Origin of the sequence: Shewanella surugensis, assembly GCF_023284005.1 — a bacterium.
Taxonomy (GTDB): Bacteria; Pseudomonadota; Gammaproteobacteria; order Enterobacterales; family Shewanellaceae; genus Shewanella; species Shewanella surugensis.
Genome location: NZ_JAKIKS010000090.1, coordinates 1 through 24,870, shown reverse-complemented (window position 1 = coordinate 24,870; position 24,870 = coordinate 1). Strand labels below are relative to the sequence as shown.

Sequence of the window (24,870 nt, the reverse complement as noted above, 5' to 3'; positions counted from 1 at the left end):
ATATTGGTTTTTCATTTGAGAACCTTGGCCGATTTTGTGAGAGATTGAAGCTTATAGGCAGCTAACCCTCTTTTCTATACCAAAGTGTGTCGGTTATTATGGCAATCTAAGCACTAATTGTTGCTCAAGAATTAATATGGGAGCTTTTAGGTTTAGGATCTTCAAGGCATAACGCTCTAACTGTACTTCCTTCTCTAGGCTCAGTTGTCATGTTATTTAGCCAGTCATCGACGGTAGTTTTTTCTAGATTTGCAAATTGCTCTTTGATTCTTTCCCACGTTGATGTCTCTAAACTATAACCAGCCTGATTCAAAGTATATTCTGCATGGAAAGTGATCATTCCTTTGCTAGAACTCTGTGATATTTCAAATGTACTAGTATATAAGAAGAAATTTACTTTTCCATCACCATCCTTTAATATATTTTGAGAAAAATTAGACTGCTTTTCAGTTTGCTCTGAATAGGATAATGCAGCTTTAACTAGATTTTGTACTGACTGGATAATAGATTCTTTATCACTAGATAATATTCCCCGAAAGCCATCAACAAAAGAGTCTATTAGTTCATTTGCATTATGACTTTTCTGTTTTATTTCCTTACTTTCTGACCATTCAAGAGTCAAAAAAGGAACCTGAGAAACTAAATTAGTAAACCCTAAGAAATGCTTCAAGTCACCGTTTCCATTAGGATCTAACGGATCAAATTCAGCCTTCGTACGACACATGTTCACACTTGTTTGTAATCCGTCAAAAACACTTATTGGAGCAGTACCTGGAGTACTTGCCATATCTGCCGCTTCTTTATAAGTAGCGGTAGGAAATGCATTTGCTGGGTTTTGTGTAGTTGATGCATCAAGTTTAATTAAAGGGTTATGAAAAATAGAATTAGTAAAAGATACTGGAGAAGATAGTGATCCTATATTACTAAGCCATAAACTAGTTTCTTTTTCTAAGTTACCCATAATTAGTCATCCTTGTATTTTAAGTAATAATAAGTAGTGAATTATAGTAAGTTTATTTTGAAAATCAAATGTATTAAAAACTAAACTTAAAACTATTAACTTACAAAGGAATAGATCAACAACCCAATTATTTTTTAATGAAAACATCCATGATATTTAAAAACTTTCAATATAGACTATATTTATCTATTAATTTACCTCTCAGTAATAAGACGCTTCATCCCTAAGAAGGGTTTGGGTCCAGGGCAACCGCATGAGTGATTAACTTTTATCCACATCAGTGGATCCAGAGGTTAATACCTTCTCAAGAAAGGCTGTTTTCATCCACGCTCGCTTTCTCTTTGTTGGAATACTCACTTTCGTTTTTTCTTTTCTTAACATATTCAAAGCTGTTTGACGTAATATCCCCCAGTTTTCTGCACCGTTATCTTTGTAAATTTGGCAGTCATCTTCATTTATTGTTACATCAAGAACCCAATGAAGACTATTTTCTATAGCCCAGTGATCCCTAACGGCTTCAGCAAATTGTTCATCGGTTAATGTCGCTGAACTAATGTAATAACGATATTCTAAGCTTGGCGCTTTCCCTTTCTCTTGGCGATACCCCATTCTAATCCCTATGGTGCTTAGCTTAGCCCACTCTGGAAATTGTTTAGCAAGCTTCTTGCCGTCCAGTATTTGATAACTTCTTGCTTCGTAACGATTACGATTTTTTTCTATATTCAAGTGGGTTGACTCTGAACTACGAAAATCTTTAAACATATCTTCGACTGCGTTATGCAGTGACTTTTGGTTTCCCTTGAGTGCTAAAAGATAATCTGCTTTTTGCTTAATGATGGTATTAGCAATGTCTTTTTGGCATCCCATTGCATCGATAGAAACTAATGCCCCTTTAATATCTAACAGCTTTAATAGTTCAGGTATTGCAGTGATCTCATTGGATTTAGCATCTGTGCTGACTTGACCAATAACCATCTTGTTTTTACAAGCAAAAGCATTAACCATATGCAATGTAGAGCGGCGATCTTCTCTGTCATATGAGCCTCTAAGTGTCTTGCCGTCTATCGCGATAATGTCACCTTTTGAGAGCTGATTAATCGATTGCATCCATTTTACGAAACATTGATTGAATTGCTCAGGTTTTATTCTTGCAATAACACGTGCAATCGTATCATCAACAGGGATCCCGGAAGGTAAAAAACCATGCTTTTGAAACCAGTCTAAGTGACCTTCTGCATATTCTTTAATATCTTTCCAACCTTCAGCACCTGCTATCACTGCACATAAGGTCACGAACAATATATCAAAAAGGGGATAAGTGATTTTGGCTGACTGTCGTTGATCATCTAATTGGCCAAAATGCTGTTCAAAAGTGTTAAGGACCATCTTATCTATCACAAAAAGTGAGTATAAGATCACACATTGAAATCTCGGTCAAATTCAATATTTTTTGTACAAAAAACATTCATGATCTGGCCCTGGGTTTGGGTCGAGTAGAACGACCAGTATCTCTACCAGTGATAACGGTTCTTATCATCTCTACTAGTGATAGACCCGACTCATCACGGGTAGGGAGTACTTTACCCCAAATGTTGAACAAATCTCAAAAATTGGTTAAATACCCTATCGAATTTTTTGCAACAACCCTCCGTGTAGCTGCTTCGTTCAACAAGAAGTATAGAGATCGCTGATTACTGATATCTAGGCTAAACTTAATTGGAAAACTTTAGGCTGATTTTGGCTGTGATAGAGAAGTTATCAGAGTTTAAAGTGTCATCTTTGCTAAAGGGGCGCGTATAAACTTTTACTATAAAGGATTATATTATGAATAAGTTTATATTGTATGTCTTCTACTCGGTTATCTTATTAGCTTCGTCATTCGCATTTTCTACTGATGGTTGGATTCCTTCGGCGAAACTTAGTTTTGTCAGGACAATGAGTCAAACCACGGTACAACCTCCTGGAAGTTTTGAAGTGGGTATAGTTGGCGGTTTTACCTTACCAAATGGTGTCAGTTGCGAAACAGGTATAATTACAACATTAGGCAGTGTAGAAAGTAGTGATGAGATGTACGAGCTATTAGTTACTGCATTTATACATGATCGAAGCGTAGATCTAGGTATCACTGATGATCTTGCAAGAAGTGCATTTCCAGGACGCTGCAGCCTAACTTTTGTCGGTATACACTAGTTTTTTTGTTTGTAGCAAAAAAATATTCGGATGTACTTTACTTGATTCTGGACAAATAATTAGGTGAAAACAACCTCGATATAGAAAAACCAAAGGTGTACATAGGATATGCTCTATGCACACCGCTAACAAGGTGGGGGCTCTTTTGGTGTGTTTAGTAAGCAGAAAAAATGCTCTTGATTCACCTATTTAAAGTTCACCATATTAACGCTCATATGTTCCATGACATTTCAGCTACAATTCCTTGTTGATTAGTACATTAGTTAAATAGGCACTATCAACGTAAAAAGTAGTGAATAAACGCTGATATTTTCTACGACCACGATCCTCTAATATGATTGCTAGCAATACCCTTTTTCTTAAAAAAAGCCCCCCGAGATTGTCGAGGGCTTTTGACCTTTTAGTTTTGCGTATTTCAAACCGATTATTTCGGCATAACACTTATATTGTCATAAAGCTCACTTTCTCATGAATCCTATTTTTTCATCATTCTTACTTTCTCATAAATCGCGGCAGGGCTTTTTGGGATAAGTGATGGGCGGCGCTGAACTGAATGACGGCATGATGGCGCAAGCGATATAGGGCTTGATAGCATAACGGCACTAGAAATAAGCTGGTGACGGTGGAAAATAACAAGCCACCAATGATGGCTATGGCCATTGGGGCATAAGCGGGGCCGCCGCCACCAATTTGGGTATCACCCATTGCCAGCGGTAATAAGCCTAATACGGTGGTGGATACGGTCATGAGTACGGGGCGTAATCGAGTGACACACACTTGTGCAATGGCGCTGGAGAGATTGGCGAGTGACGGCTGCTGTTGGTTAATCTGATCGACTAATACAATGCCGTTATTTACCACAATGCCCATTAAAATCAATATGCCTATCATGGGCATCATCGATAATGAGGTATTCGTTAGTAGCAACCCCCAAAATACCCCCGTGATTGAAAAAATAATCGAACTAATGATGGCGGTGGGTAAGAGTAGAGATTCAAATAAGGCGGCCATAACAATATAAATCATCGCGATAGCCAGTAACATGTTGGTCGCCATGATGTTTTGTTCTTCATCTTGACGCTCAAAGCCACCGGTCAATGAATATTGATAACCTGGAGGCAAAACGACGTGCTCCATTATTTGGGTGATCTGAGTTTGGGCCTCTTGCAGCGATAAATCATCGAGATTCGCGCCGATGGTTAACGCAGTTTGCCGATTATAATGGCGAATACTATCAAATCGAGGCTCAATGCTAATATGACTTAAGTTTTCTAAACTGTAGACTCGCTCATCGATCCGTAAAATAGGTAATTGTTTGAGTTGATTTAAGGATAATTGCATTGGGGTGAACGTCATGTTGATGCGAAGCTCACCACTGGGATCATGACGAAACGATCGCAGCGCATTGCCTCTCAATGCGGTGGCAATATTTGATGCAACATCTTGAAGGCTTAAATTGAGCCGAGCCACGAGTTGTCTGTCAATCTTGATAATGACTTCTTGTTGGGCACTGTTTAATTCTGAGCGCAGATCCGTCATGCCCTCAATACGGGATAATAGAGGAACAATGTGTTCGCTTAATTGAATGAGTTTTGCGGTTGAGCGCCCAGTTAATGAAATTCGCAGCCCTTGGTTTTGATTGCCCCAGCCAAACTGCGGCGTGGCAATGGCAAAAGTGGGAAAGCCTTGGCGTATGTTGTCTTTTAACTCACCGACGGTGATTGGTAGATCCGGTTTTAATAATAAGGTGGATTGCCCCGAGCTGGGTGAATAATAGCTGTAAACCGTATCGATATGAAAGGTCTCTTTATGTTCATACAAATAGGCTTCCATGCGGTTAATCATGTTTTTTGTGACATCAAGATTATGTCGACCCTCGACATTATAATCGAGATACAAGCGCTCTGTTCCTTGATTATCATCCTGATCTTGTTTGACAAAATGTAATGGAATGGCCGTTGAGGCGAGTAATATAATGGCGATGAGCCAGCCTGTTTTTGGATGGGCTAATAACCGACTTAAGTGAGTTCGATATGCTTGGGCCAGTCGACTGGGTTTGTGGTTGGTTTTAGGCTTAAAATGAATATGGTTCAGCAGCAGTGGAATGAGTGTTTTTGCGATCAGCAACGAACTGGCTAGCGCGATACAAATGGCAATGGCCACATGCTCTAAGAATATCGTCAGTTCGACTTTTACACCAAAAATATTGGGTAAGAAGACAATTGCGGTAGTGAGCGTGCCCGCGAGTACGGCTAATGAGACTTTATCCACCCCTTTTATGAGGGCAAGAGTTTGGGATTTTTTATCCCGTTTTTCCTGTTGTTTCTCTTGTAATACACTTTCGGTGATCACCACCGCATTATCGATAAGCATGCCAATGGCGAGTAATAATCCCATCATGGAAAGAATGTTAAGGCTGTAACCGAGTAAGTACATGATGGCCAGCGTGATGGCAATGGCGATGGGCACCGAACTGACGACAATCAGGGTGATTTTGAGATCGCGTAAGAAAAAATACAGCATGATAAACGACAGTAAGGCGCCAATGAGTCCGGCTGTGAGCAGATCCGTCAGTGATGATTTTACGCCATCGGCTTGATCTTCCATGATGTAGAGTTTGATGCCATCAAATTCGGTGTTCTTTTTGGTTTTTTCTATCACGGCAAGGACTTTCTCAGAAACCGCAACAAGATTAGCTCCCGATGCTTTAAAAATATCGAGGCCGACCGCAAATTGTCTGCCTAAGTGTCGACCTTCAATGGGCTCTGGCAGTTGATAGTTGACGCTGGCCAAATCGCCTAAGGTGACATACTGTGTGATGGATAATTGAATGATGTCTTCAAGCCGCTGGAATTCCCCTTGAGGTGAGAGCTGATACACCAATGTTTTGGTTCTTAGGGTACCGGCATTAATCACAAAATTTTCGTTTTGCAATCGGTTTGTTAACGCCTCCATGCTGATCCCACTGGCGGCCAGCTTTTTGGCATCCACTTGGATACGGATTTGTTTTTTATCGACCCCATAAAGCGTCACTTTTGAGACACCTTCAATACGTTCTAAGGGTTTTTTTAATTGTTTTTCGAGTAAATCATAGGCATCTGATAGGGCATGTTGACTCGAAATGCGCACAGTGAGTAAAGGCAGATCCGAGGTTGAAAATTGCCTGATAAAAATCCGCTCAACATCTTGGGGTAATAAGTGCCTCACGGCATCAATTTTTTCTCTGGCTTCCAAGCTTTTGGTGGCAATATTTTCTCCCCATTTCATAATGAGTTCTATTTCGGCACCATCTTGATTGGAGGTGGAGTTGAGCTCTTCGACGCCACTTAACGTGGCGAGAGACTCTTCCAATACGCGAGTGATCTCTCGTTCTACTTCACTGGGACTGGAGCCTTTATAGGGGACATCAATAATCACTTGTGGAATATCAATACCGGGCAATAACTCCAAAGGCAGCAGTTTAGTGGCCGTGAGCCCAAATAATAACATCGAAATAAAAAACAAACTGGTGGTGACCGGTCGCTTTAACGCAAGTTGAGTGAGGTTCATATTCGCCCCTCATTATTACTATTATCTTGCTGTTTAAATGATGAATGAGACGCTTCTTGATTAAATTCTGCAAATTCTTTTCTATCGAATAGGCTATAAATCACCGGCAACACAATCAGGGTTAATAGGGTCGACAGACTTAACCCAAAAATGACGCTAATGGCCATGGGCGCACGGATCTCGCTACCGTCCCCTAAACCAAGAGCCATGGGGAATAACCCCAATGTTGTGGTTAAGGTGGTCATTAAAATGGGGCGCAGACGAGATTGCGCTGCGGTGATGATGGCAAGGGGTTTATCCATGCCTTCGCTGCGCAGTTGATTAATCCTATCAACGAGCACAATGGCATTATTGACCACAATCCCTGCGAGCATGATAAGACCGATAAACACCACCACACTTAACGGAGTGTGGGTGAGGTATAAGCCTAAAATACTGCCCGCTAGCGCCATCGGAATTGTGATCAAAATGAACAGTGGATGCAGTAAGGATTCAAATTGACTGGCCATGACGAGATAGACTAGAACAATCGCTAACAATAAGGCCATTTTTAACGAGGTGAAAGAGGCTTGCATTTCTTCATTTTGTCCGCCAAAACGTAATTGCAGCGAATTGGGAAGAGACTGTTGTGAAACAATGGCTTGCGCCTGAGAAACCGCTTGGTTTAGATCACCATAAGCAATATTCGCGCTGATCAGCGCGATGCGCTGTTGGTGTAAACGGTTGATTGCTGAGGGACCTAACGCTAAAGACACATCGGCGACCGATGACAGTGTAATAGGGTGGATATTGTCGGGGTTAATGATCATGCTGTCAATATCACTGAGTTGATCGCGCTCTTTAAGGTGGCTACGGACTAAGATATCCACTTTTCTATCTTGAATGGTGTATTGACTGGCAAAGGTGCCGCCAATGCGTTGCGCGATTCGTTTGGCGACAGTGGGAGCATCCATATTGAGTGCGGCGAGCCGTGCATGATCAAAACGAATACTCAATTCAGGTTGACCTGATTTTAGGCTTGTTTGAACATCTTGAAAGCGATTGTCTTGACTTAATTTATCGACTAACTGCTGTGAAACTTGAGTTAACTGCTTGATATCATAACCACTGAGTTCAATTTCTAAGGGTGTATTCACACTAAAGAGACTGGGTTGCTGAATATTAAGCTCAAGCGAGGGGATCATCGTTGCGGCTTGACGCAAATGCTGTGAGACACGCTCCAAGCCTTGTTTATTACTCAGTTTAACGTGTAACCGGCCCCAATTTTCACCCCCTTGTTCGACATTGGATGTCATTAATCCGCTGCTGCCCGCTTGGCTGTAGACTTGTTTGACATCAGAGAGCGACTCAATTGAGGCCGCAAGTTGCTGCAGAACGTTATCGGTTTGATGAACTTCAGTCCCTGGAGGTAGCAGGACATCGGCATAGAAGCTGCTTTGTTGCATGGTAGGGATAAGCTCCATGCCCAACTTGGGTAATAATGAGGCTGCGCCTAATGAAATACTTAAGGCGATGCCGAGCGAGATTGACTTGTTATTGAGCGCGCCTTTTAATGCACGTGAGTAATATTTGTCGGTGTAATGGTAGAGAGTATCAAATACCGTGCGTAATGGACTGAGGATGATTTTTCCTAGCCAAGCGAATAAACGACTTAAGGTTAATAATGCGGTTGTTATGGCGAAGGGTAAGTGATGAAATAACACCTTAAACGGAAAAGTGAGCCATTGACGCGTGATTGATTGCCAATTTTTAGCGGATGGTTTGCCTTGTGAGTCAGGGGCTAATGGGGGGTGATTATCTTGCTGGGGTAAAAAACGGATCCCTTTTCTTGATGCTAGCATTGGGATGGTCGTTAAGGCGACAATTAAGGAGGCAATCAATGCGAAAGTGACCGTGAGGGCTTGATCGGAAAACAGCGCACCAGCGACGCCATCAACAAAAATCAGCGGAATGAAGACGGCCAATGTGGTTAACGTTGAGGCAACAATCGCACCAGCGACTTGTTTTGTGCCGGTGATTGCGGCGTGTATTTTGTCCATGCCTTGGGATTGACAGCGATTAATGTTCTCAAGCACCACGATGGCATTATCGACTAACAGCCCAACAGCAAGGGCAATCCCGCCCAGTGACATCATATTGAGACTGATGTCGGCAAAATACATCATGTTGAAAGTGGCAATGACTGAAAAAGGAATGGCAAGCGAAATAATTAACGTCGGAATGATATCCTTTAAAAAAAGGTAAATCACCAGCATGGATAATAAGCTGCCGATCAAGGCGGTATTAATGACTTCATCAATCGCTTGCGAAATAAACTCAGATTGATCGTATATGACGTCTAATGAGGCATCGGGGTAGATTTTTTTAAGCCGTGTGAGCTGATCTTTAATTCGCTGGGCTGATGCGACCGTATTGGCATCACCTTCTTTATAAATCGCCAGTTCAACAGACTCTTGCCCTGCTATTCGCGTCATGTCACTGCGTTCTTTGTGCGCATCGATAATATCGGCGACTTCAAAAAGTTTGATTAAATTCATATCATTACGATAAATGATAATTTGGCCGAGTTCTTCCAAGGAGTTAAACTGGTTGAGGGTACGGACAAGATATTCTTTATCGCCTTGCAATACTTTACCGGCAGATAAGTTAATATTTTCTTGTTCAATGCGGTTTTTGATGTCATTAGCATTGAGATGCAGTTGACTTAATTTATGTTGATCCAGTTGAATATGCACTTCTTGTTCTAAGCCGCCAGAGAGTTTGACCGACGCGATACCTTTGATGGACTCGAGTTCACGTTTTAACTCTTCACTGGCATAGGTGCGTATCTGCTTAAGTTGCCGATCATTGGCATTGGGCGTTGATAATGCAAGCCGCATGATAGGGTCAAGATTAGGATTAAACCGAAGTAACAGAGGTTTATTAATGTCTAAAGGTAAATCAATGGCTTCTAGCTTTTCTCGAATCGCTAAACTGGCCATGTTCATGTCGGTGCCCCATTCAAACTCCAGCACAACATCGGATAAGCCTGAGCGAGAGATGGAGCTTATTTGCCTCAGGCCCTTAACAATACCCACGGCTTCTTCAATGGGTTTGGAAACGAGCTGCTCGACTTCAACGGGGGCGGCGCCATTATAGAGGGTACGAATGGTGACGCTGGGGTAACTTAAATCGGGCAATAACTTGACCGCGAGTCTGGAAAATCCCACCATGCCGAACAAAATAATGGCTAACATGAACATCCAGACGCTGATTGGCCGCTGCACTGCGGTGCGGATAATTGACATAGTCTAGATCCTTATGACTGGCTTGATGCTAAAGTGAGCGGATTGATGATCTCAACAAGGGATTGATCTTTTAAGTTATGTTGCCCATGAGTGACCACTTTTTCACCGATCTCAACACCGTTTAGGATTTCGACTTTATTATTTTCTTGATAACCAATATTGACCTGTCTTTTACTGACATTTTTCCCATTAACCACATAAATAGAGTAGTGGTTATCCTGATCGATAATGGCTTCATAAGGGACGGTAATGACATCTTTATGGGTGTCATAGCGAATTTCAACCCGAGTAAACATACCGGCTTTCAGCTGTGCTTGAGGGTTGGGGATCTGTAATGTGACTTTAAAAGTGCCACTTTGGGTGTCGATAATGGGGCTTATGCGGAGTACGTCGGCATTGAGCGCGATATCTTTTTGATGACTGGTGTAGATTTTTGCGGTTTGCCCAATGCGTAGGTGGGGGAGTTGGGCTTCAGGAAGGTGTAAAATAGCATGCAGCTTATCTTGATTAACCACATAGAACAGCTCATCAAATTCTTGCGCCATGTTACCGACTTTGACGGAACGCTTAGCTATAACGCCATTGATGGGCGAACGAATGAGGCTTTCCGATACTTGCAGCTGGGCTAGATCCCGTTTGGCGCGTGCTGAGAGTAACTTATATTCCAGTTTTGCCATGGAATCGGCACTGACAAATTGTTTGTTTTTAATTTTCTTTAAACGTTGCAGTTCTTGTTGAATGATTTGTGTTTCGGCTTGTAAATGAGCCAGATCGTATTCTTGTCTTTTGGCATCGAGCACGGCAAGAATTTGACCTTGAATGACTTTGTCGCCTTCTTCTACGGTTAATTGATTAATGAGCCCTGTGAGGCGTGTGACCACTCTGGCTTCCTCTGGCGCTTCTAAAATAGCCGTGGTGTTATAAAAAGAGGACACATCATCTTGTTTCGCTGTGTGGGTTTTAACGGGAATAGCGTATTCAGGCTCTGCAGTGGCGATGTCGGGATCGCCGCAGGCGCTTAAAAGTGTGACAAGTATGAATGCCAATAGAGTATGGCGTTGGGAATGGTGGCTCATGTTGATGTCCTTAACGATGTTTTTATTATTCATTGCTTTTATCCATAAAGCATTTATCGTGCCAATATTTTTATTGTTTAAATTCAGTTTGTTAAGCTTGCCCCCTCTTACTTTTGGTTAATATTATTATTTATTTGTAGTTTAATTGTTTAACTTGTGATGAGTTTGACTAAGTTAAGGGGGATTAGTTCACGAAAACAAATAGGGATGGGAGTGAATAAGCGCTTTTGATCATTATTCGTCGTGGGGGTGGGGATAATTCCTTACAACATAAAGTAAAAGGCGCTATTAGCGCCTTTTTGGTGTGACAAACGTGATATTAACGTTTATCGGCCGGAATAAAATCGCGGAGATCTTCGCCAGTATAGAGTTGACGTGGACGGCTAATTTTATGACCCGGTTGATCGAGCATCTCTTTCCAATGAGCAATCCAGCCAACAGTACGCGCTAAGGCGAACATGACAGTGAACATGCTGGTTGGAATACCAATCGCTTTCATGATGATCCCTGAATAGAAGTCAACATTCGGGTATAATTTCTTAGACACGAAATATTCATCTTCAAGGGCAATGCGCTCAAGTTCCATGGCGACATCAAGCAAGGGATCATTGACATTCAGCTCAGCAAGCACTTCATGACAGGTTTCACGCATCACTTTGGCACGCGGGTCAAAGTTTTTATAAACGCGATGACCAAAGCCCATTAAGCGGAAGGGATCTTCCTTGTCCTTAGCGCGAGCAATAAACTCAGGAATGCGATCAACGCTGCCAATCTCTTCAAGCATGTTAAGACAGGCTTCATTGGCACCACCATGGGCAGGACCCCAAAGTGACGCAATACCCGCAGCGATACAAGCAAAGGGATTAGCACCTGATGAACCGGCTAAACGCACGGTTGACGTTGATGCATTTTGCTCGTGATCGGCATGTAAAATAAAGATACGATCCATTGCGCGTTCAACAATCGGATTGACCTTGTATTCTTCGCTTGGTATCGCAAACATCATGTTGAGGAAATTGCCCGCATAACTTAAGTCGTTACGTGGATAGATAAAAGGCTGACCGACAGAATACTTGTAACACATGGCTGCGATCGTTGGCATTTTAGACACTAAACGAAAGGCGGCGGTTTCACGATCTTGTTGATCGTTCACATCCAATGAATCTTGGAAAAAGGCAGATAATGCGCCTGTGACACCACACAGCATGGCCATTGGGTGAGCTGAGCGACGGAAACCTTTAAAGAAGGCCACTAATTGCTCATCGACAAGCGTGTGCTGTTTAACGGTTTGTACGAAAGCTGCGTACTGTTCTTTAGTGGGTAACTCTCCATAAAGTAACAAGTAACACAAATCTAAATAATCAGAATTCATGGCTAACTGATCAATAGGATAGCCGCGATGAAGCAGTATACCTTGATTGCCATCTATGTAAGTAATTGCTGATTCACATGAGGCTGTTGCTAGAAATCCTGGATCGAAGGTAAAGTGACCTTTACTACCTAGCTTGCTGATATCAATAACGTCAAATCCTGCTGTACCTTTTTTAATCGGCAGCTCGATTGAGTCGTTTCCTGGTAGTTCCAACTTGGCTATATTTTCAGCCATACCCCGTTCTCCTTACTTCATATCTTATTTGAGTGCGGCTTATTAAGCGCTCAATACTCTACAGTGAATCGAGATCACATTTCAATTCAAATAAGCGTTTTAATTTTTTTTAACATAATTAAATAGGCTTCAAAACCATATGCAGCAAGGCGTTCAAGCATTTTTCGAATAAAAAAACTAAATTTGCATATTGTGACGTTTGTATTTGACATTAGCCGCGAGTATACTTGGCTCGGCTCATTTAGAGCCGCAGACACTTTCCTTGAGAAATCACTTTTTCCTTGTTAATGAGTGGGTTCTAAAGCGTAAAATGTTTGTTTAAACTTTTCTTTTGTGACATTTTTAACTACGCTAAAACGTAGGTTAATTTTCGAACGAAAGTAGTTCGTATAACAAAAACTAGCTCAATTGAGCAGAGTGAGCAGAACGTGAAAAAGCAAAGACCTGTCCATTTAGATCTGCAGACCATTCGCTTCCCTGCAACTGCGATTGCGTCAATCCTTCACCGTGTATCCGGTGTGATAATGCTATTTGCCGTAGGAATTCTTATTTGGTTGCTAAACGAATCATTAGCATCAGCTGAGAGTTTTGCCGGTGTCCAATCTCTTTTTGATAATTTTTTAGTCAAGTTTGTTGTTTGGGGTATTTTAACCGCGCTGGGTTATCATCTCATTGTTGGCGTACGCCACCTTGTGATGGATGCTGGTTGCTGGGAAGAATTCTCTTCAGGCCAATTGTCGGCTAAAATTTCGATGGTCTTGGCTGTCGTCTTTTCTATCATAGTGGGGATTTGGATATGGTAACCAATGCAGCAAGCCTTGGACGCAGCGGTGTCCATGACTTTATTCTTATACGCGCAAGTGCAATAGTATTAGCTTGTTATACCATTTTTATGGTGGGCTTTATTGCCTGTAACTCTCCCCTCACTTATGACGTATGGCATAATTTGTTCAGTGCGTTACCGATGCAAGTGTTTACCTTATTGACGCTAATTGCCGTACTGGTTCACGCTTGGATTGGTGTGTGGCAAGTGCTAACTGATTACGTGAAAAACGTGGCTGTCCGTGGCGCGCTTCAGTTTGTCTTTGTCATGGCTGCGTTTTCGTATCTTGCGGCAGGTATATTAATTGTGTGGGGTGTATAAGTGAGTATTCCAGTACGCGAATTTGATGCAGTCGTTATTGGCGCCGGTGGCGCAGGTATGCGAACCGCATTACAGATTTCTAAAGAAGGTAAGAGCTGTGCGCTGTTATCTAAAGTGTTCCCAACCCGTTCTCATACGGTATCGGCTCAAGGCGGCATTACGGTTGCGCTGGGTAATGCCCATGAAGATCATTGGGAACAACACATGTACGATACGGTGAAAGGCTCCGATTTTATTGGTGACCAAGAAGCTATCGAATTTATGTGTAAGACGGGTCCTGAAGCGGTGATTGAATTAGAGCATATGGGTCTGCCTTTTTCTCGTTTCGATGATGGGACTATTTACCAACGGCCTTTCGGCGGTCAGTCTAAGAATTTTGGGGGTGAGCAAGCGGCACGTACTGCGGCAGCGGCCGATCGTACGGGTCATGCATTACTGCATTGTTTATATCAACAAAATGTTAAGCATAAAACCCAAGTCTTCTCTGAGTGGTACGCACTCGATTTGGTGACGAATGAAGATGGTGTGATTGTGGGTTGTACCGCGATTGATATCGAAAGTGGTGAAATTGTTTATTTTAAAGCCAAAGCGACCATTTTAGCTACGGGGGGGGCAGGGCGTATTTTTGCCTCAACGACCAATGCGCATATCAATACGGGTGACGGCGTGGGTATGGCGATGCGCGCTGGCGTGCAAATGCAAGATATGGAAATGTGGCAGTTCCATCCTACGGGTATCGCTGGCGCGGGTGTATTAGTCACTGAAGGCTGCCGCGGTGAAGGTGGATATTTACTTAATAAAGATGGTGAACGTTTCATGGAACGTTATGCCCCTAACGCGAAAGACTTAGCGTCTCGTGATGTGGTGGCGCGTTCAATGATGACTGAAATTCGTGAAGGTCGTGGTCTTGATGGTCCTCTTGGTCCACATTTATTGCTTAAGTTAGATCATTTGGGTAAAGAAACTCTGGAAGCCCGTCTTCCTGGTGTCTGTGAGCTTTCTCGTACCTTTGCGCATATCGATCCTGCTGATGGTCCTATTCCAGTGCTACCGACTTGTCATTACATGATGGGCGGCTTGCCTGCAAAAGTCAGTGGTCAGGTGATCCGTAAAAATACAGACGGCAGTGAGGTTGATGTTGTTGGCTTATTTGCTGTGGGGGAAATTGCGTGTGTATCGGTACATGGTGCTAACCGTCTTGGGGGGAATTCGTTACTCGATTTGGTGGTTTTCGGCCGCGCTGCGGGCCAACATTTAGGTAAGGCGCTCGATGAGACTGCAGTCCCTAAAGATGCCACCGATGCGGACATTGCCAAGTCACTTGAGCGCATGAACCGTTGGGAAAATAACAAAGACGGTGAAGATCCAGTGCAAATTCGCAAAGATCTCCAACTTTGTATGCAATTGAATTTTTCTGTATTCCGCCGAGGTGATGCGATGGCGGAAGGCTTGAAAGAGCTAAAGGCGATCCGTGAACGTTTAGCCAATGCCAAGTTATCCGATAACTCAACAGAATTTAATACCCAGCGTATTGAATGTTTAGAGCTGGATAACCTGATGGCGACAGCGATTGCGACGGCTTATGCGGCGAATTACCGTACCGAAAGTCGTGGCGCGCATTCTCGTGAAGATTATTTAGAGCGTGATGATGAGAATTGGTTGTGTCACAGCTTATTTGATCCTGAGACGGAAGAGATGGATCGCCGTGCTGTGAATATGGAACCTAAGTTTCGTGATACTTTCCCACCGATTAAACGTACCTACTAGGAGTCGTTGAGATGAAATTGGATATTGCAGTTTATCGCTATAATCCTGATGTAGATACTAAACCTTACATGAAAGATTATACATTAGAAGTGGCTGAAGGTACCGATATGATGGTACTGGATATGTTACTTCTACTGAAAGAGCAAGATTCTAGTTTGACGTTCCGCCGTTCATGCCGTGAAGGTGTGTGTGGCTCTGATGGTGTCAACATGAATGGTAAGAATGGGTTAGCTTGTATTACCCCGATTTCGACTTTTAAAGGGAAGAAAATCGAGATTAGGCCTCTACCCGGTATGCCTGTTATTCGTGATCTTGTTGTTGATTTAACGCAATTTTATACTCAGTATGAAAAAATTAAGCCGTATTTGATCAATGATGAAAAAGCCCCTGCGCGTGAGCATTTACAATCACCTGCAGAGCGTAAGCACTTAGATGGATTGTATGAGTGCATTATGTGTGCTTGTTGCTCGACCGCGTGTCCTTCTTTCTGGTGGAACCCTGATAAGTTTATCGGCCCAAGCGGCTTGTTGCATGCTTATCGCTTCTTGATTGATAGTCGTGATACGGCAACTGAAGAGCGTCTTTCTGAGTTAGATGATGCCTATAGTGTCTTTAGGTGTCATGGCATTATGAACTGTGTGGATGTGTGTCCTAAAGGGCTCAATCCAACGAAAGCCATTGGACATATCAAGTCCATGTTGCTGAAGAGAGCAGTTTAAATGTCACGAATAGGGCTAATGCTTTTTTATGTTAGCTCTATTAGAGTCATTCGCTATTGCGAATGACTCTGTTGCTTGATTAAAGAGTATGACCAGATGCCGTTAACTCCGGATTGCTTGGAGCGGCAAAACAGTGCACTTCTTGTGTTTTATTGCTGTAGTGCATATTAACAATTTCGGCTAAACATGTGTATCAAGTTTGTAAGGAATAGAAATGCACCAAGGCGTCATGAAAGCCTGGCTCGAGTCATCTCACCTAAATGGGGCTAACTCGACCTATGTAGAACAGATGTATGAAGCCTATCAAGAAGACCCTCAGTCGATACCAGAAGATTGGCAGACGGTGTTTGATAACCTCCCTTATGTGAATGGTTCTTCTGTTGAAGTGCCTGAAGCGGTTCACTCTAAAGTTCGAGACTATTTCCGCAGCCTCGCATTAGAAGGACATCATAAGAGCTCTGCTCGGATGAGTGATCCTGATGTTGATGCTAAACAGGTCAAAGTACTGCAACTTATTAATGCTTATCGATTCCGTGGACATCAAAGTGCCAACTTAGATCCGCTTGGATTGTGGGACCGTGAGAAAGTGTCAGAGTTAGATCCGAGTTTTCATGGCTTAGGCAGCGATGATATGCAACGTGAATTCAACACCGGATCGTTTGCTCATGGTGGCGACACCTTAAAACTGATTGATTTAGTGAATGCACTCAAGTCCACTTATGGTGGATCGATTGGTGCGGAATACATGCATATTACCGATACTGACGAAAAACGTTGGATTCAACAGCGTCTCGAGCCTTCGTTAGGACGAGGTCAGTACAGCACTGAAGACAAGAAGCGTGTACTTGAAAGTTTGAATGCCGCCGAAGGACTAGAGAAATATCTAGGCGCAAAATTTCCAGGTGCGAAACGTTTCTCTCTAGAAGGGGGCGATGCACTCGTGCCTATGATGAGAGAAATCATTTATCGTGCGGGTGATGCGGGCACCAAAGAAGTCGTGATCGGTATGGCGCATCGCGGACGTTTAAACGTTTTGGTTAACGTTCTCGGTAAAAATCCTTCTGAATTATTTGATGAATTTGCGGGTAAGCATAGCGATCATAATAATGGTTCGGGTGATGTGAAGTATCATCAAGGTTTCTCTTCTGATTTTGAAACGCCCGGCGGTAATGTTCATTTAGTGCTTGCCTTCAACCCTTCTCATCTTGAAATCGTTAACCCTGTGGTGATAGGCTCTGTTCGTGCGCGTCTCGATCGCCGTGGCTGTGACACAGGCTTACAAGTCTTGCCTATTACTATTCATGGCGATTCAGCGATAACGGGGCAAGGTATTGTGCAAGAGACCTTTAATATGTCTCAAACTCGCGGGTTTAAAGTGGGCGGAAGCATTCGCATCGTGGTGAACAACCAGGTGGGATTCACGACGTCTAATCGTGAAGATGTGCGTTCAACTGAGTACTGTACAGATATCGCGAAAATGGTTCAAGCGCCAATTTTCCACGTTAATGCTGACGATCCCGAAGCAGTGGCTTTCATATCACAATTAGCGGTTGATTATCGTAACGAATTTAAGCGTGACGTGGTCATTGATCTTGTTTGTTATCGCCGCCATGGCCATAATGAAGCTGATGAGCCCAGTGCGACTCAGCCGTTGATGTACGCTAAAATCAAGAAACATCCGACGCCTCGTAAGATCTATGCTGAGCGATTAATTGCCGAGCAGACACTGGCCAGTGATGATGTCACCGCGATGGTCAATCATTATCGTGATGCCCTAGATGAAGGTAATTGTGTTGTTAAAGAAAGACGTACGACGACACAACATTCTGGAGATTGGGCCCCTTATATTGGTGCAGAGTGGCATGATGCCTACCCTGGCGAGATGTCAATGGAGCGGCTTAAGCGCTTAGCTGGTAAAATCAGTTATGTGCCTGAAGCGCATAAGTTACAGTCTCGCGTCGAAAAAATTTATAAAGATCGCTTGTTAATGGCGCAAGGTGAAAAGCTACTTGATTGGGGTTTTGCTGAAACACTGGCTTATGCTTCCATTGTTGAAGATAAAAAACGGATCCGTATTACGGGGCAAGATTCAGGTCGGGGTACCTTCTTCCATCGTCATGCGGTATTGCATAATCAAAATGATGCGACGGCTTATTTACCGCTGCGTAATATCAGTGACGATCAGGGTCCTATTGATATTACTGATTCGGTGCTATCGGAAGCGTCAGTATTGGCTTTTGAATACGGTTATGCGACAGCTGAGCCTAGTGGTTTAACCCTTTGGGAAGCCCAATTTGGTGATTTTGCCAACTGCGCGCAGGTGGTTATTGATCAATTCTTATCATCAGGTGAGCAAAAGTGGGGACGCTTATGTGGTCTGACTATGCTGTTACCTCATGGTTATGAAGGTCAAGGCCCTGAGCATTCGAGTGCCCGTTTAGAACGTTTCTTACAGTTATGTGCTAACCATAATATGCAAGTGTGTGTGCCTTCAACACCAGCGCAGGTTTATCACATGCTTCGCCGTCAAGTGGTGCGTCCTATGCGTCGTCCTTTGGTGGTTATGTCTCCTAAATCACTGCTTCGTCATCCCTTAGCGGTGTCGAGTTTGGAAGAGCTTGCACACGGTACTTTCCAGAATGTGATTGGTGAAATCGATAGCTTGGATGCCAGTAAAGTCGATCGCGTCGTCTTCTGTAGCGGTAAGGTTTATTTCGAGCTGCTTGAGAAACGTCGTAAAAACAATATTGATAATGTTGCCCTTATTCGCGTAGAGCAGTTATATCCGTTCCCTCGTGAAGAAGCATTAGCCGCTTTAGCCGATTATGCTCATGTAAGCGATTTTGTTTGGTGTCAAGAAGAGCCACAAAACCAAGGGGCATGGTATTGCAGCCAGCATCATTTCCGTGGGGTGATCCCTACTGGAGCGGGGCTGAGTTATGCCGGTCGCGAGGCGTCAGCCGCGCCAGCGTGTGGTTACCCTACTTTGCATGCAGAGCAACAAGAATCTTTGATTAATAGCGCGTTAAAACTCTAGTAATAGACATATTTTAAAAGGATAGTGATCCATGAGTATCGACATTAAGGTACCCGTACTACCAGAATCTGTTGCTGATGCAACTATTGCCACTTGGCATGTTCAAGCCGGTGAGCAAGTGTCTCGCGATCAAAATTTGGTTGATATTGAAACCGATAAAGTGGTGTTAGAAGTGGTTGCCCCTGAAGACGGACACATTGTAGAGTTTTTAGCCGAAGAAGGTGACACTGTTTTAGGTGAAGCACTGATTGCTAAATTCGCTGCAGGCAGCGTTGCAGGTAAAGAGGTCACGAAAGCTGAAGCTGAAGCTGAAGCGGCAAAACCTGCTCCCGAGGCCAGTGATGAAAGCAGTGATGCATTAAGTCCCTCTGTTCGTCGTCTGATTGCTGAGCACAATGTGGATGCCAGCAAACTTAAAGGCACGGGTGTGGGTGGACGCATCACCAAAGAAGATGTGGAATCTTTCGTTAAAACAGAAGCTAAACCGACTCAAGCGCCCGTTGCCGTTGCACCATTATTAGGTGAGCGCAGCCAGAAACGTGTGCCTATGTCACGTTTACGTAAAACCATTGCGAGCCGTTTGTTAGAGGCGAAGAACTCTACGGCGATGTTAACGACATTTAATGAAGTTAACATGAAGCCGATAATGAATATTCGTAAACAATACCAAGAAGTGTTTGAAAAACGTCATGGTACGCGTCTTGGTTTCATGTCTTTTTATATTAAGGCTGTGACTGAAGCGCTGAAACGTTTCCCTGATGTCAATGCTTCAATCGATGGTAATGATATTGTTTATCATAACTATTTTGATATTAGTATCGCTGTTTCGACGCCTCGTGGTTTGGTGACGCCGGTATTACGTGATACCGATAGCATGAGCCTTGCTGAAATTGAGAAGTCCGTACGTGAGCTGGCGATTAAAGGCCGTGATGGTAAATTGTCTGTTGCAGATATGACTGGCGGTAACTTTACGGTGACTAACGGTGGTGTGTTCGGTTCATTAATGTCGACACCCATTCTGAATTTGCCACAAAGTGCCATTCTTGGTATGCATGCGATAAAAGATCGTCCTATGGCGGTGAATGGTCAAGTTGAAATCTTGCCCATGATGTACCTCGCATTATCTTATGACCACCGTATTGTTGATGGTCGTGAGTCTGTTGGTTTCTTGGTTGCTATTAAAGACTTCCTCGAAGATCCAACTCGTCTGTTACTTGATCTGTAAGATCAGGTTCAGACTGTACCCTCGTGGCAGGCTCAATAGAGCCTGTTAAATATTGAAAAGAAGTATACGGATAGATCATCATGAATTTGCATGAGTATCAGGCAAAATCTTTATTTGCCGAATATGGTTTACCAGTGTCAGAAGGTTTTGCATGCGATACAGCTCAAGAAGCTGTTGAAGCGGCAGGGCATATTGGCGGTGATATGTGGGTTGTTAAGTGTCAAGTACATGCAGGCGGCCGTGGTAAAGCAGGTGGCGTTAAAGTCACTGGCGATAAAGACGAAATTAGAGCATTTGCTGAACATTGGTTAGGTAAGAACTTAGTGACTTATCAAACTGATGAGAAAGGCCAGCCAGTCGCTAAGATTTTAGTTGAAAGCTGTACTGACATTGCAAATGAACTATACCTAGGTGCCGTTGTTGACCGCTCGACTCGTCGTGTTGTGTTTATGGCGTCAACGGAAGGTGGTGTTGAAATTGAAACCGTGGCTGAAGAAACGCCAGAGTTAATTCACAAAGCAATCATTGACCCCATTACGGGTCCTCAGCCCTATCAGGCTCGTGATCTTGGCTTCAAGTTGGGTTTAAATCCAACTCAAATGAAGCAGTTCACTAAAGTCTTTATGGGCTTAGCGAAAATGTTTGAAGATCATGATTTCGCTTTACTTGAAATCAACCCACTTGTTATTACTGATGAAGGTAATATCCATTGTCTTGACGGCAAAATTGGTATTGATGGCAACGCTTTGTTCCGTCAACCCAAGATCCGTGAAATGCACGATCCATCACAAGATGATGCGCGTGAAGCGCATGCGGCTAAGTTTGAACTTAACTATGTTGCATTAGACGGAAACGTTGGCTGCATGGTTAACGGTGCCGGTCTTGCAATGGGTACGATGGATATTGTCAATCTACACGGTGGCAAGCCCGCGAACTTCTTAGATGTGGGCGGAGGGGCGACTAAAGAGCGTGTTGCTGAAGCTTTTAAGATCATTCTTTCTGACGATAACGTTAAAGCGGTTCTGGTGAACATCTTTGGTGGCATTGTACGTTGTGACATGATTGCTGAAGGCATCATCGGTGCAGTGAAAGAAGTGGGCGTTAAAGTCCCTGTTGTTGTTCGTCTCGAAGGGACGAATGCTGAGCTTGGTCGTGAAGTATTGGCTAGCTCAGATCTTGATATCATCGCTGCTACAAGTCTAACTGACGCGGCTGAGCAGGTTGTTAAAGCTGCGGAGGGCAAATAATGTCTGTCTTAATTAACAAAGATACCAAAGTTATCTGTCAAGGTTTTACGGGTGGTCAAGGTACTTTCCATTCTGAGCAAGCTATCGATTATGGCACTAAGATGGTCGGTGGTGTATCGCCTGGAAAGGGCGGGAAAGTGCATTTAGGGCTGCCAGTCTTTAATACGGTTAAAGATGCTGTTGCACAAACGGGTGCAACAGCATCGGTTATCTATGTACCTGCACCTTTCTGTAAAGATGCCATCTTAGAAGCGATTGACGGTGGCATTGAGCTTATCGTGTGTATCACTGAAGGGATCCCGACGTTAGATATGCTTCAAGTTAAAGTGAAACTTGAAGAAACTGGCGTGCGTATGATTGGTCCTAACTGTCCTGGTGTTATTACTCCAGGTCAATGTAAGATTGGTATTATGCCAGGTCATATCCATAAGCCAGGTAAGGTGGGTATTGTTTCTCGCTCTGGTACATTAACGTATGAAGCGGTTAAGCAAACCACTGATGAAGGTTTCGGCCAATCGACTTGTGTCGGTATTGGTGGTGACCCCATTCCGGGTACTAACTTCATTGACGTATTGGAAATGTTCCAAAACGATCCACAAACTGAAGCCATCGTTATGATTGGTGAAATTGGTGGTACTGCTGAAGAAGAAGCGGCTGAATACATCAAAGCTAACGTGACTAAGCCTGTCGTGTCTTACATTGCGGGTGTGACTGCACCTGAAGGTAAGCGTATGGGTCATGCTGGCGCGATCATTGCTGGCGGTAAAGGAACAGCTGAAGATAAGTTTGCTGCTTTAGAAGCTGCTGGCGTAACGACAGTTCGTTCACTTGCTGATATCGGTAGTGCTCTACGGATTAAAACAGGTTGGTAATGTTTTTAATGGTGGCGTAAGCCACCATTAATCATTACCCTTGTTTAAACGTTTATTGATTAAAAAGCGCCGAAAGGCGCTTTTTTTATGTGTTATTCATTCTCACTTTGTTTTATATCTCTAGCAATTTAAACAATTGTTTATAAATAAAAGGAAAGAATAAAATCAAAGCAATAAAAAGGCTTATGTCTGTAAGGTTATTTTGATATGGTGAAAGAAAGCGCATGAATATAGGGGCTAAAATGAAAGGGATCACAATATCGATAGTGTTAGGTTTATGTTCTTCATTCGTGCATGCTGAGGTAAAATTGGGTTCTCGAGAAGTGTTGCTTGATAATGATACGATAGAGGTGATTAGACTGACTTATCCTCCAGGCTCAGAATCGGGAATGCATACCCATGAGTATGAATATCGAGCCGTTTATTTTGTTAAAGGGGGGAAGTTATTATTACTCTCTGGAAAAAATGATGATCAAAGACATGTGATTAATATTCCCGATGGTAAATCACTTTTTTTACCTGGTGTAACTCATAATGTCAAAAATATTGGTGATACTGAAGTGATCATTATTGAGACTGAAATAAAGTAATAAGAGTCTGTGAACTCAATATACCCAAACCAGTTGAAGCTGCCGCATGCAGCTGGTTTGGGTATATAGTCCTTATTATTACCCTTTTTCATTATCGTTGTTATTTTTAATAACTTGAATTTAAGAGTATAAAATGAATATAAAACACACTAACACCCCAATTAAAACCGTTGTTATTACCGGTGCCAATAGAGGGATCGGTTTGGCTATGGTGGCTCTTTATGCTCATCAAGATTGTCAGGTGATTGCATTGTGTCGACAAAGCTCGCCTAAATTGGAAGCGTTATCCGATCACAATATCGACATTGTTGAAGGTGTCGATGTGGCAACGGAGAGTGGGATCTTGACCATGTTGTCCGCCATTAAAACCCGTAAAGTGGATATTTTGATTAATAATGCGGGGATCTTACGGGATGAAAATCTTCAGAACTTAAATTTGCAGACGATAGCCGATCAATTTCAAGTGAATGCGGTTGCTCCTCTACGTGTTTGTCAGGCACTGCTCAGTAATTTGAGCTCAGGAAGCAAAATTGCCTTAATCACATCGAGAATGGGGTCGATTGCTGATAATGGTTCCGGTGGGCGTTATGGCTATCGCATGTCGAAAGCGGCGCTCAATGCCGCTGGGGTATCTTTAGCAAAAGATTTAGCGAAAGATAATATTGCGGTGGGCATTTATCATCCCGGCTATGTGCAAACGGATATGGTCAATCATAATGGGGATATTAGTAGCGATGTTGCCGCGACACGCATTGTTAATCTCATTGAAGAATTAACAATGGAGGATTCTGGCGTATTCAGGCATTCTAATGGTGAGGTTTTACCTTGGTAATATCGTGTTAAGTGGAAGAATAATTATTTGAAAATAAACACGACGAAGTGATTAATTATTTTTGAAAGAAGGTATGCTTGCTATTGCATACCTTTTTTATTCTTTTCATTTTGTGTTATTTAATCACTTGTTTTTTTGATAGGTTAATTGTAAATATAGGTGTTATCTCGCTAACGCATAAGTTTTTTCATTTAAAATCATTGTGTCGTAACGATTGTTTTTATAATGAATTAAAAAGTTTTTTAAGTTATTTAATTGATGTTTACATTAATAATAGTTAATAAGTATTTACTCTATTTTAATTGTTCTTTACTCTTGTTTACGAAATTAATATAACTGAGGTGGATTTAACATTATTGATTGGCAAAGTGGTTCTTTTTGAGATGATGCACTGTGTTTTCATGGCATATTATAAAAATAAAATATAATGATAATTCCTATGGATAGAATTCTTTAATTATAAAAAACGTTTTTAATGACAATGTTTAATTGTTGATAAGTACATGAATTGAAGTTATCCGGTATTTTGTTTTTTTTTTGACCTTGCTCGATATGTTGATTACCTGACAGCACATGGGGTCGCGCTATCTAAAGGGCTAAACCGTAACCGTTCACCAGCCCTTATTGACAATAAATACCGCGATCTTATTAAGATCGCAATGACCACTTGAACGATCGTTTTTTGGTGTCATCATGCTGACATGAAAAAGAAAAAACAATTCGAGCAAGAGCCCCCTTCGATTGATAATATCAGCGAAGCCAACCTGT

Annotated in this window: 17 protein-coding genes; 11 read left to right on the top strand and 6 right to left on the bottom strand. The window is 42.6% G+C overall.

The features are described from left to right. Positions 1 to 124 precede the first annotated feature (124 nt). Together L2764_RS18870 and L2764_RS18865 are read right to left on the bottom strand one after the other, a co-directional pair. Positions 125 to 961, bottom strand: a complete 837-nt coding sequence (locus L2764_RS18870; protein WP_248941879.1) for a hypothetical protein — start codon at positions 959 to 961, stop codon at positions 125 to 127. A 261-nt stretch (positions 962 to 1,222) separates the two neighbouring features. Beyond that, entirely contained in the window at positions 1,223 to 2,347 is a 1,125-nt protein-coding gene (locus L2764_RS18865) for an ISAs1 family transposase (RefSeq protein ID WP_248941878.1), read from the bottom strand. Positions 2,348 to 2,785: 438 nt separating this feature from the next. On the opposite strand from L2764_RS18865, the gene L2764_RS18860 reads away from it, so the two are divergent. Further along, a complete protein-coding gene (locus L2764_RS18860) occupies positions 2,786 to 3,151 on the top strand; it encodes a hypothetical protein (protein WP_248941877.1) in 366 nt (121 codons plus the stop codon). 492 nt (positions 3,152 to 3,643) lie between these two features. Here L2764_RS18860 and L2764_RS18855 read toward each other — a convergent pair whose 3' ends face one another. The 4 genes from L2764_RS18855 to L2764_RS18840 all read right to left on the bottom strand — a co-directional run bounded on the left by L2764_RS18855 (position 3,644) and on the right by L2764_RS18840 (position 12,669). Continuing rightward, positions 3,644 to 6,700: an efflux RND transporter permease subunit gene (locus L2764_RS18855; RefSeq protein ID WP_248941876.1), complete on the bottom strand. Its 3,057-nt coding sequence runs from the start codon at positions 6,698 to 6,700 to the stop codon at positions 3,644 to 3,646. Further along, positions 6,697 to 9,987: an efflux RND transporter permease subunit gene (locus L2764_RS18850; RefSeq protein ID WP_248941875.1), complete on the bottom strand. Its 3,291-nt coding sequence runs from the start codon at positions 9,985 to 9,987 to the stop codon at positions 6,697 to 6,699. The genes L2764_RS18855 and L2764_RS18850 overlap by 4 nt, the downstream gene beginning before the upstream one ends. 11 nt (positions 9,988 to 9,998) lie before the next feature. Next, positions 9,999 to 11,063, bottom strand: a complete 1,065-nt coding sequence (locus tag L2764_RS18845; RefSeq protein WP_248941874.1) for an efflux RND transporter periplasmic adaptor subunit — start codon at positions 11,061 to 11,063, stop codon at positions 9,999 to 10,001. Between the two features lie 319 nt (positions 11,064 to 11,382). Next, a complete protein-coding gene (locus tag L2764_RS18840; protein ID WP_248941873.1) occupies positions 11,383 to 12,669 on the bottom strand; it encodes a citrate synthase in 1,287 nt (428 codons plus the stop codon). 407 nt (positions 12,670 to 13,076) lie between these two features. Here L2764_RS18840 and sdhC point away from each other — a divergent pair, with 407 nt between their 5' ends. The 10 genes from sdhC (at position 13,077) to L2764_RS18790 (ending at position 24,102) form a co-directional block, all read left to right on the top strand. Further along, positions 13,077 to 13,472 carry a succinate dehydrogenase cytochrome b556 subunit gene (gene sdhC / locus L2764_RS18835; RefSeq protein ID WP_248941880.1) on the top strand — a complete coding sequence of 132 codons (396 nt, stop codon included), beginning with the start codon at positions 13,077 to 13,079 and terminating at the stop codon, positions 13,470 to 13,472. After that, positions 13,466 to 13,813: a succinate dehydrogenase, hydrophobic membrane anchor protein gene (gene sdhD, locus L2764_RS18830; RefSeq protein WP_248941872.1), complete on the top strand. Its 348-nt coding sequence runs from the start codon at positions 13,466 to 13,468 to the stop codon at positions 13,811 to 13,813. Before sdhC ends, sdhD begins: the two co-directional genes overlap by 7 nt. Then, on the top strand, positions 13,814 to 15,580 hold the full coding sequence (sdhA, locus tag L2764_RS18825) for a succinate dehydrogenase flavoprotein subunit (protein WP_248941871.1): 1,767 nt from the start codon (positions 13,814 to 13,816) through the stop codon (positions 15,578 to 15,580). An 11-nt stretch (positions 15,581 to 15,591) separates the two neighbouring features. Further along, positions 15,592 to 16,299, top strand: coding sequence for a succinate dehydrogenase iron-sulfur subunit (locus L2764_RS18820; RefSeq protein ID WP_248941870.1), 708 nt, complete (start codon positions 15,592 to 15,594; stop codon positions 16,297 to 16,299). A 214-nt stretch (positions 16,300 to 16,513) separates the two neighbouring features. Beyond that, on the top strand, positions 16,514 to 19,336 hold the full coding sequence (gene sucA, locus L2764_RS18815; protein WP_248941869.1) for a 2-oxoglutarate dehydrogenase E1 component: 2,823 nt from the start codon (positions 16,514 to 16,516) through the stop codon (positions 19,334 to 19,336). A 31-nt stretch (positions 19,337 to 19,367) separates the two neighbouring features. Beyond that, entirely contained in the window at positions 19,368 to 20,561 is a 1,194-nt protein-coding gene (gene odhB, locus L2764_RS18810) for a 2-oxoglutarate dehydrogenase complex dihydrolipoyllysine-residue succinyltransferase (RefSeq protein ID WP_248941868.1), read from the top strand. An 80-nt stretch (positions 20,562 to 20,641) separates the two neighbouring features. Beyond that, positions 20,642 to 21,808 (top strand): ADP-forming succinate--CoA ligase subunit beta, encoded by a 1,167-nt coding sequence (sucC, locus tag L2764_RS18805; RefSeq protein WP_248941867.1) that lies wholly within the window; start codon positions 20,642 to 20,644, stop codon positions 21,806 to 21,808. After that, the gene (gene sucD / locus L2764_RS18800) at positions 21,808 to 22,680 is read left to right on the top strand and encodes a succinate--CoA ligase subunit alpha (RefSeq protein WP_248941866.1); all 873 of its coding nucleotides are present in this window, start codon (positions 21,808 to 21,810) and stop codon (positions 22,678 to 22,680) included. Before sucC ends, sucD begins: the two co-directional genes overlap by 1 nt. 242 nt (positions 22,681 to 22,922) lie before the next feature. Beyond that, a complete protein-coding gene (locus L2764_RS18795) occupies positions 22,923 to 23,270 on the top strand; it encodes a cupin domain-containing protein (protein ID WP_248941865.1) in 348 nt (115 codons plus the stop codon). A 133-nt stretch (positions 23,271 to 23,403) separates the two neighbouring features. Further along, positions 23,404 to 24,102 carry an SDR family oxidoreductase gene (locus L2764_RS18790; RefSeq protein ID WP_248941864.1) on the top strand — a complete coding sequence of 233 codons (699 nt, stop codon included), beginning with the start codon at positions 23,404 to 23,406 and terminating at the stop codon, positions 24,100 to 24,102. Positions 24,103 to 24,870 lie beyond the last annotated feature (768 nt).

What these genes read in the sequence shown, in the direction of transcription:
- L2764_RS18870 (WP_248941879.1), bottom strand. Translation starts at nt 961, where the DNA reads ATGGGTAACTTAGAAAAAGAAACTAGTTTATGGCTTAGTAATATAGGA.
- L2764_RS18865 (WP_248941878.1), bottom strand. Translation starts at nt 2,347, where the DNA reads ATGGTCCTTAACACTTTTGAACAGCATTTTGGCCAATTAGATGATCAA.
- L2764_RS18860 (WP_248941877.1), top strand. Translation starts at nt 2,786, where the DNA reads ATGAATAAGTTTATATTGTATGTCTTCTACTCGGTTATCTTATTAGCT.
- L2764_RS18855 (WP_248941876.1), bottom strand. Translation starts at nt 6,700, where the DNA reads ATGAACCTCACTCAACTTGCGTTAAAGCGACCGGTCACCACCAGTTTG.
- L2764_RS18850 (WP_248941875.1), bottom strand. Translation starts at nt 9,987, where the DNA reads ATGTCAATTATCCGCACCGCAGTGCAGCGGCCAATCAGCGTCTGGATG.
- L2764_RS18845 (WP_248941874.1), bottom strand. Translation starts at nt 11,063, where the DNA reads ATGAGCCACCATTCCCAACGCCATACTCTATTGGCATTCATACTTGTC.
- L2764_RS18840 (WP_248941873.1), bottom strand. Translation starts at nt 12,669, where the DNA reads ATGGCTGAAAATATAGCCAAGTTGGAACTACCAGGAAACGACTCAATC.
- sdhD (WP_248941872.1), top strand. Translation starts at nt 13,466, where the DNA reads ATGGTAACCAATGCAGCAAGCCTTGGACGCAGCGGTGTCCATGACTTT.
- L2764_RS18820 (WP_248941870.1), top strand. Translation starts at nt 15,592, where the DNA reads ATGAAATTGGATATTGCAGTTTATCGCTATAATCCTGATGTAGATACT.
- sucA (WP_248941869.1), top strand. Translation starts at nt 16,514, where the DNA reads ATGCACCAAGGCGTCATGAAAGCCTGGCTCGAGTCATCTCACCTAAAT.
- odhB (WP_248941868.1), top strand. Translation starts at nt 19,368, where the DNA reads ATGAGTATCGACATTAAGGTACCCGTACTACCAGAATCTGTTGCTGAT.
- sucC (WP_248941867.1), top strand. Translation starts at nt 20,642, where the DNA reads ATGAATTTGCATGAGTATCAGGCAAAATCTTTATTTGCCGAATATGGT.
- sucD (WP_248941866.1), top strand. Translation starts at nt 21,808, where the DNA reads ATGTCTGTCTTAATTAACAAAGATACCAAAGTTATCTGTCAAGGTTTT.
- L2764_RS18795 (WP_248941865.1), top strand. Translation starts at nt 22,923, where the DNA reads ATGAAAGGGATCACAATATCGATAGTGTTAGGTTTATGTTCTTCATTC.
- L2764_RS18790 (WP_248941864.1), top strand. Translation starts at nt 23,404, where the DNA reads ATGAATATAAAACACACTAACACCCCAATTAAAACCGTTGTTATTACC.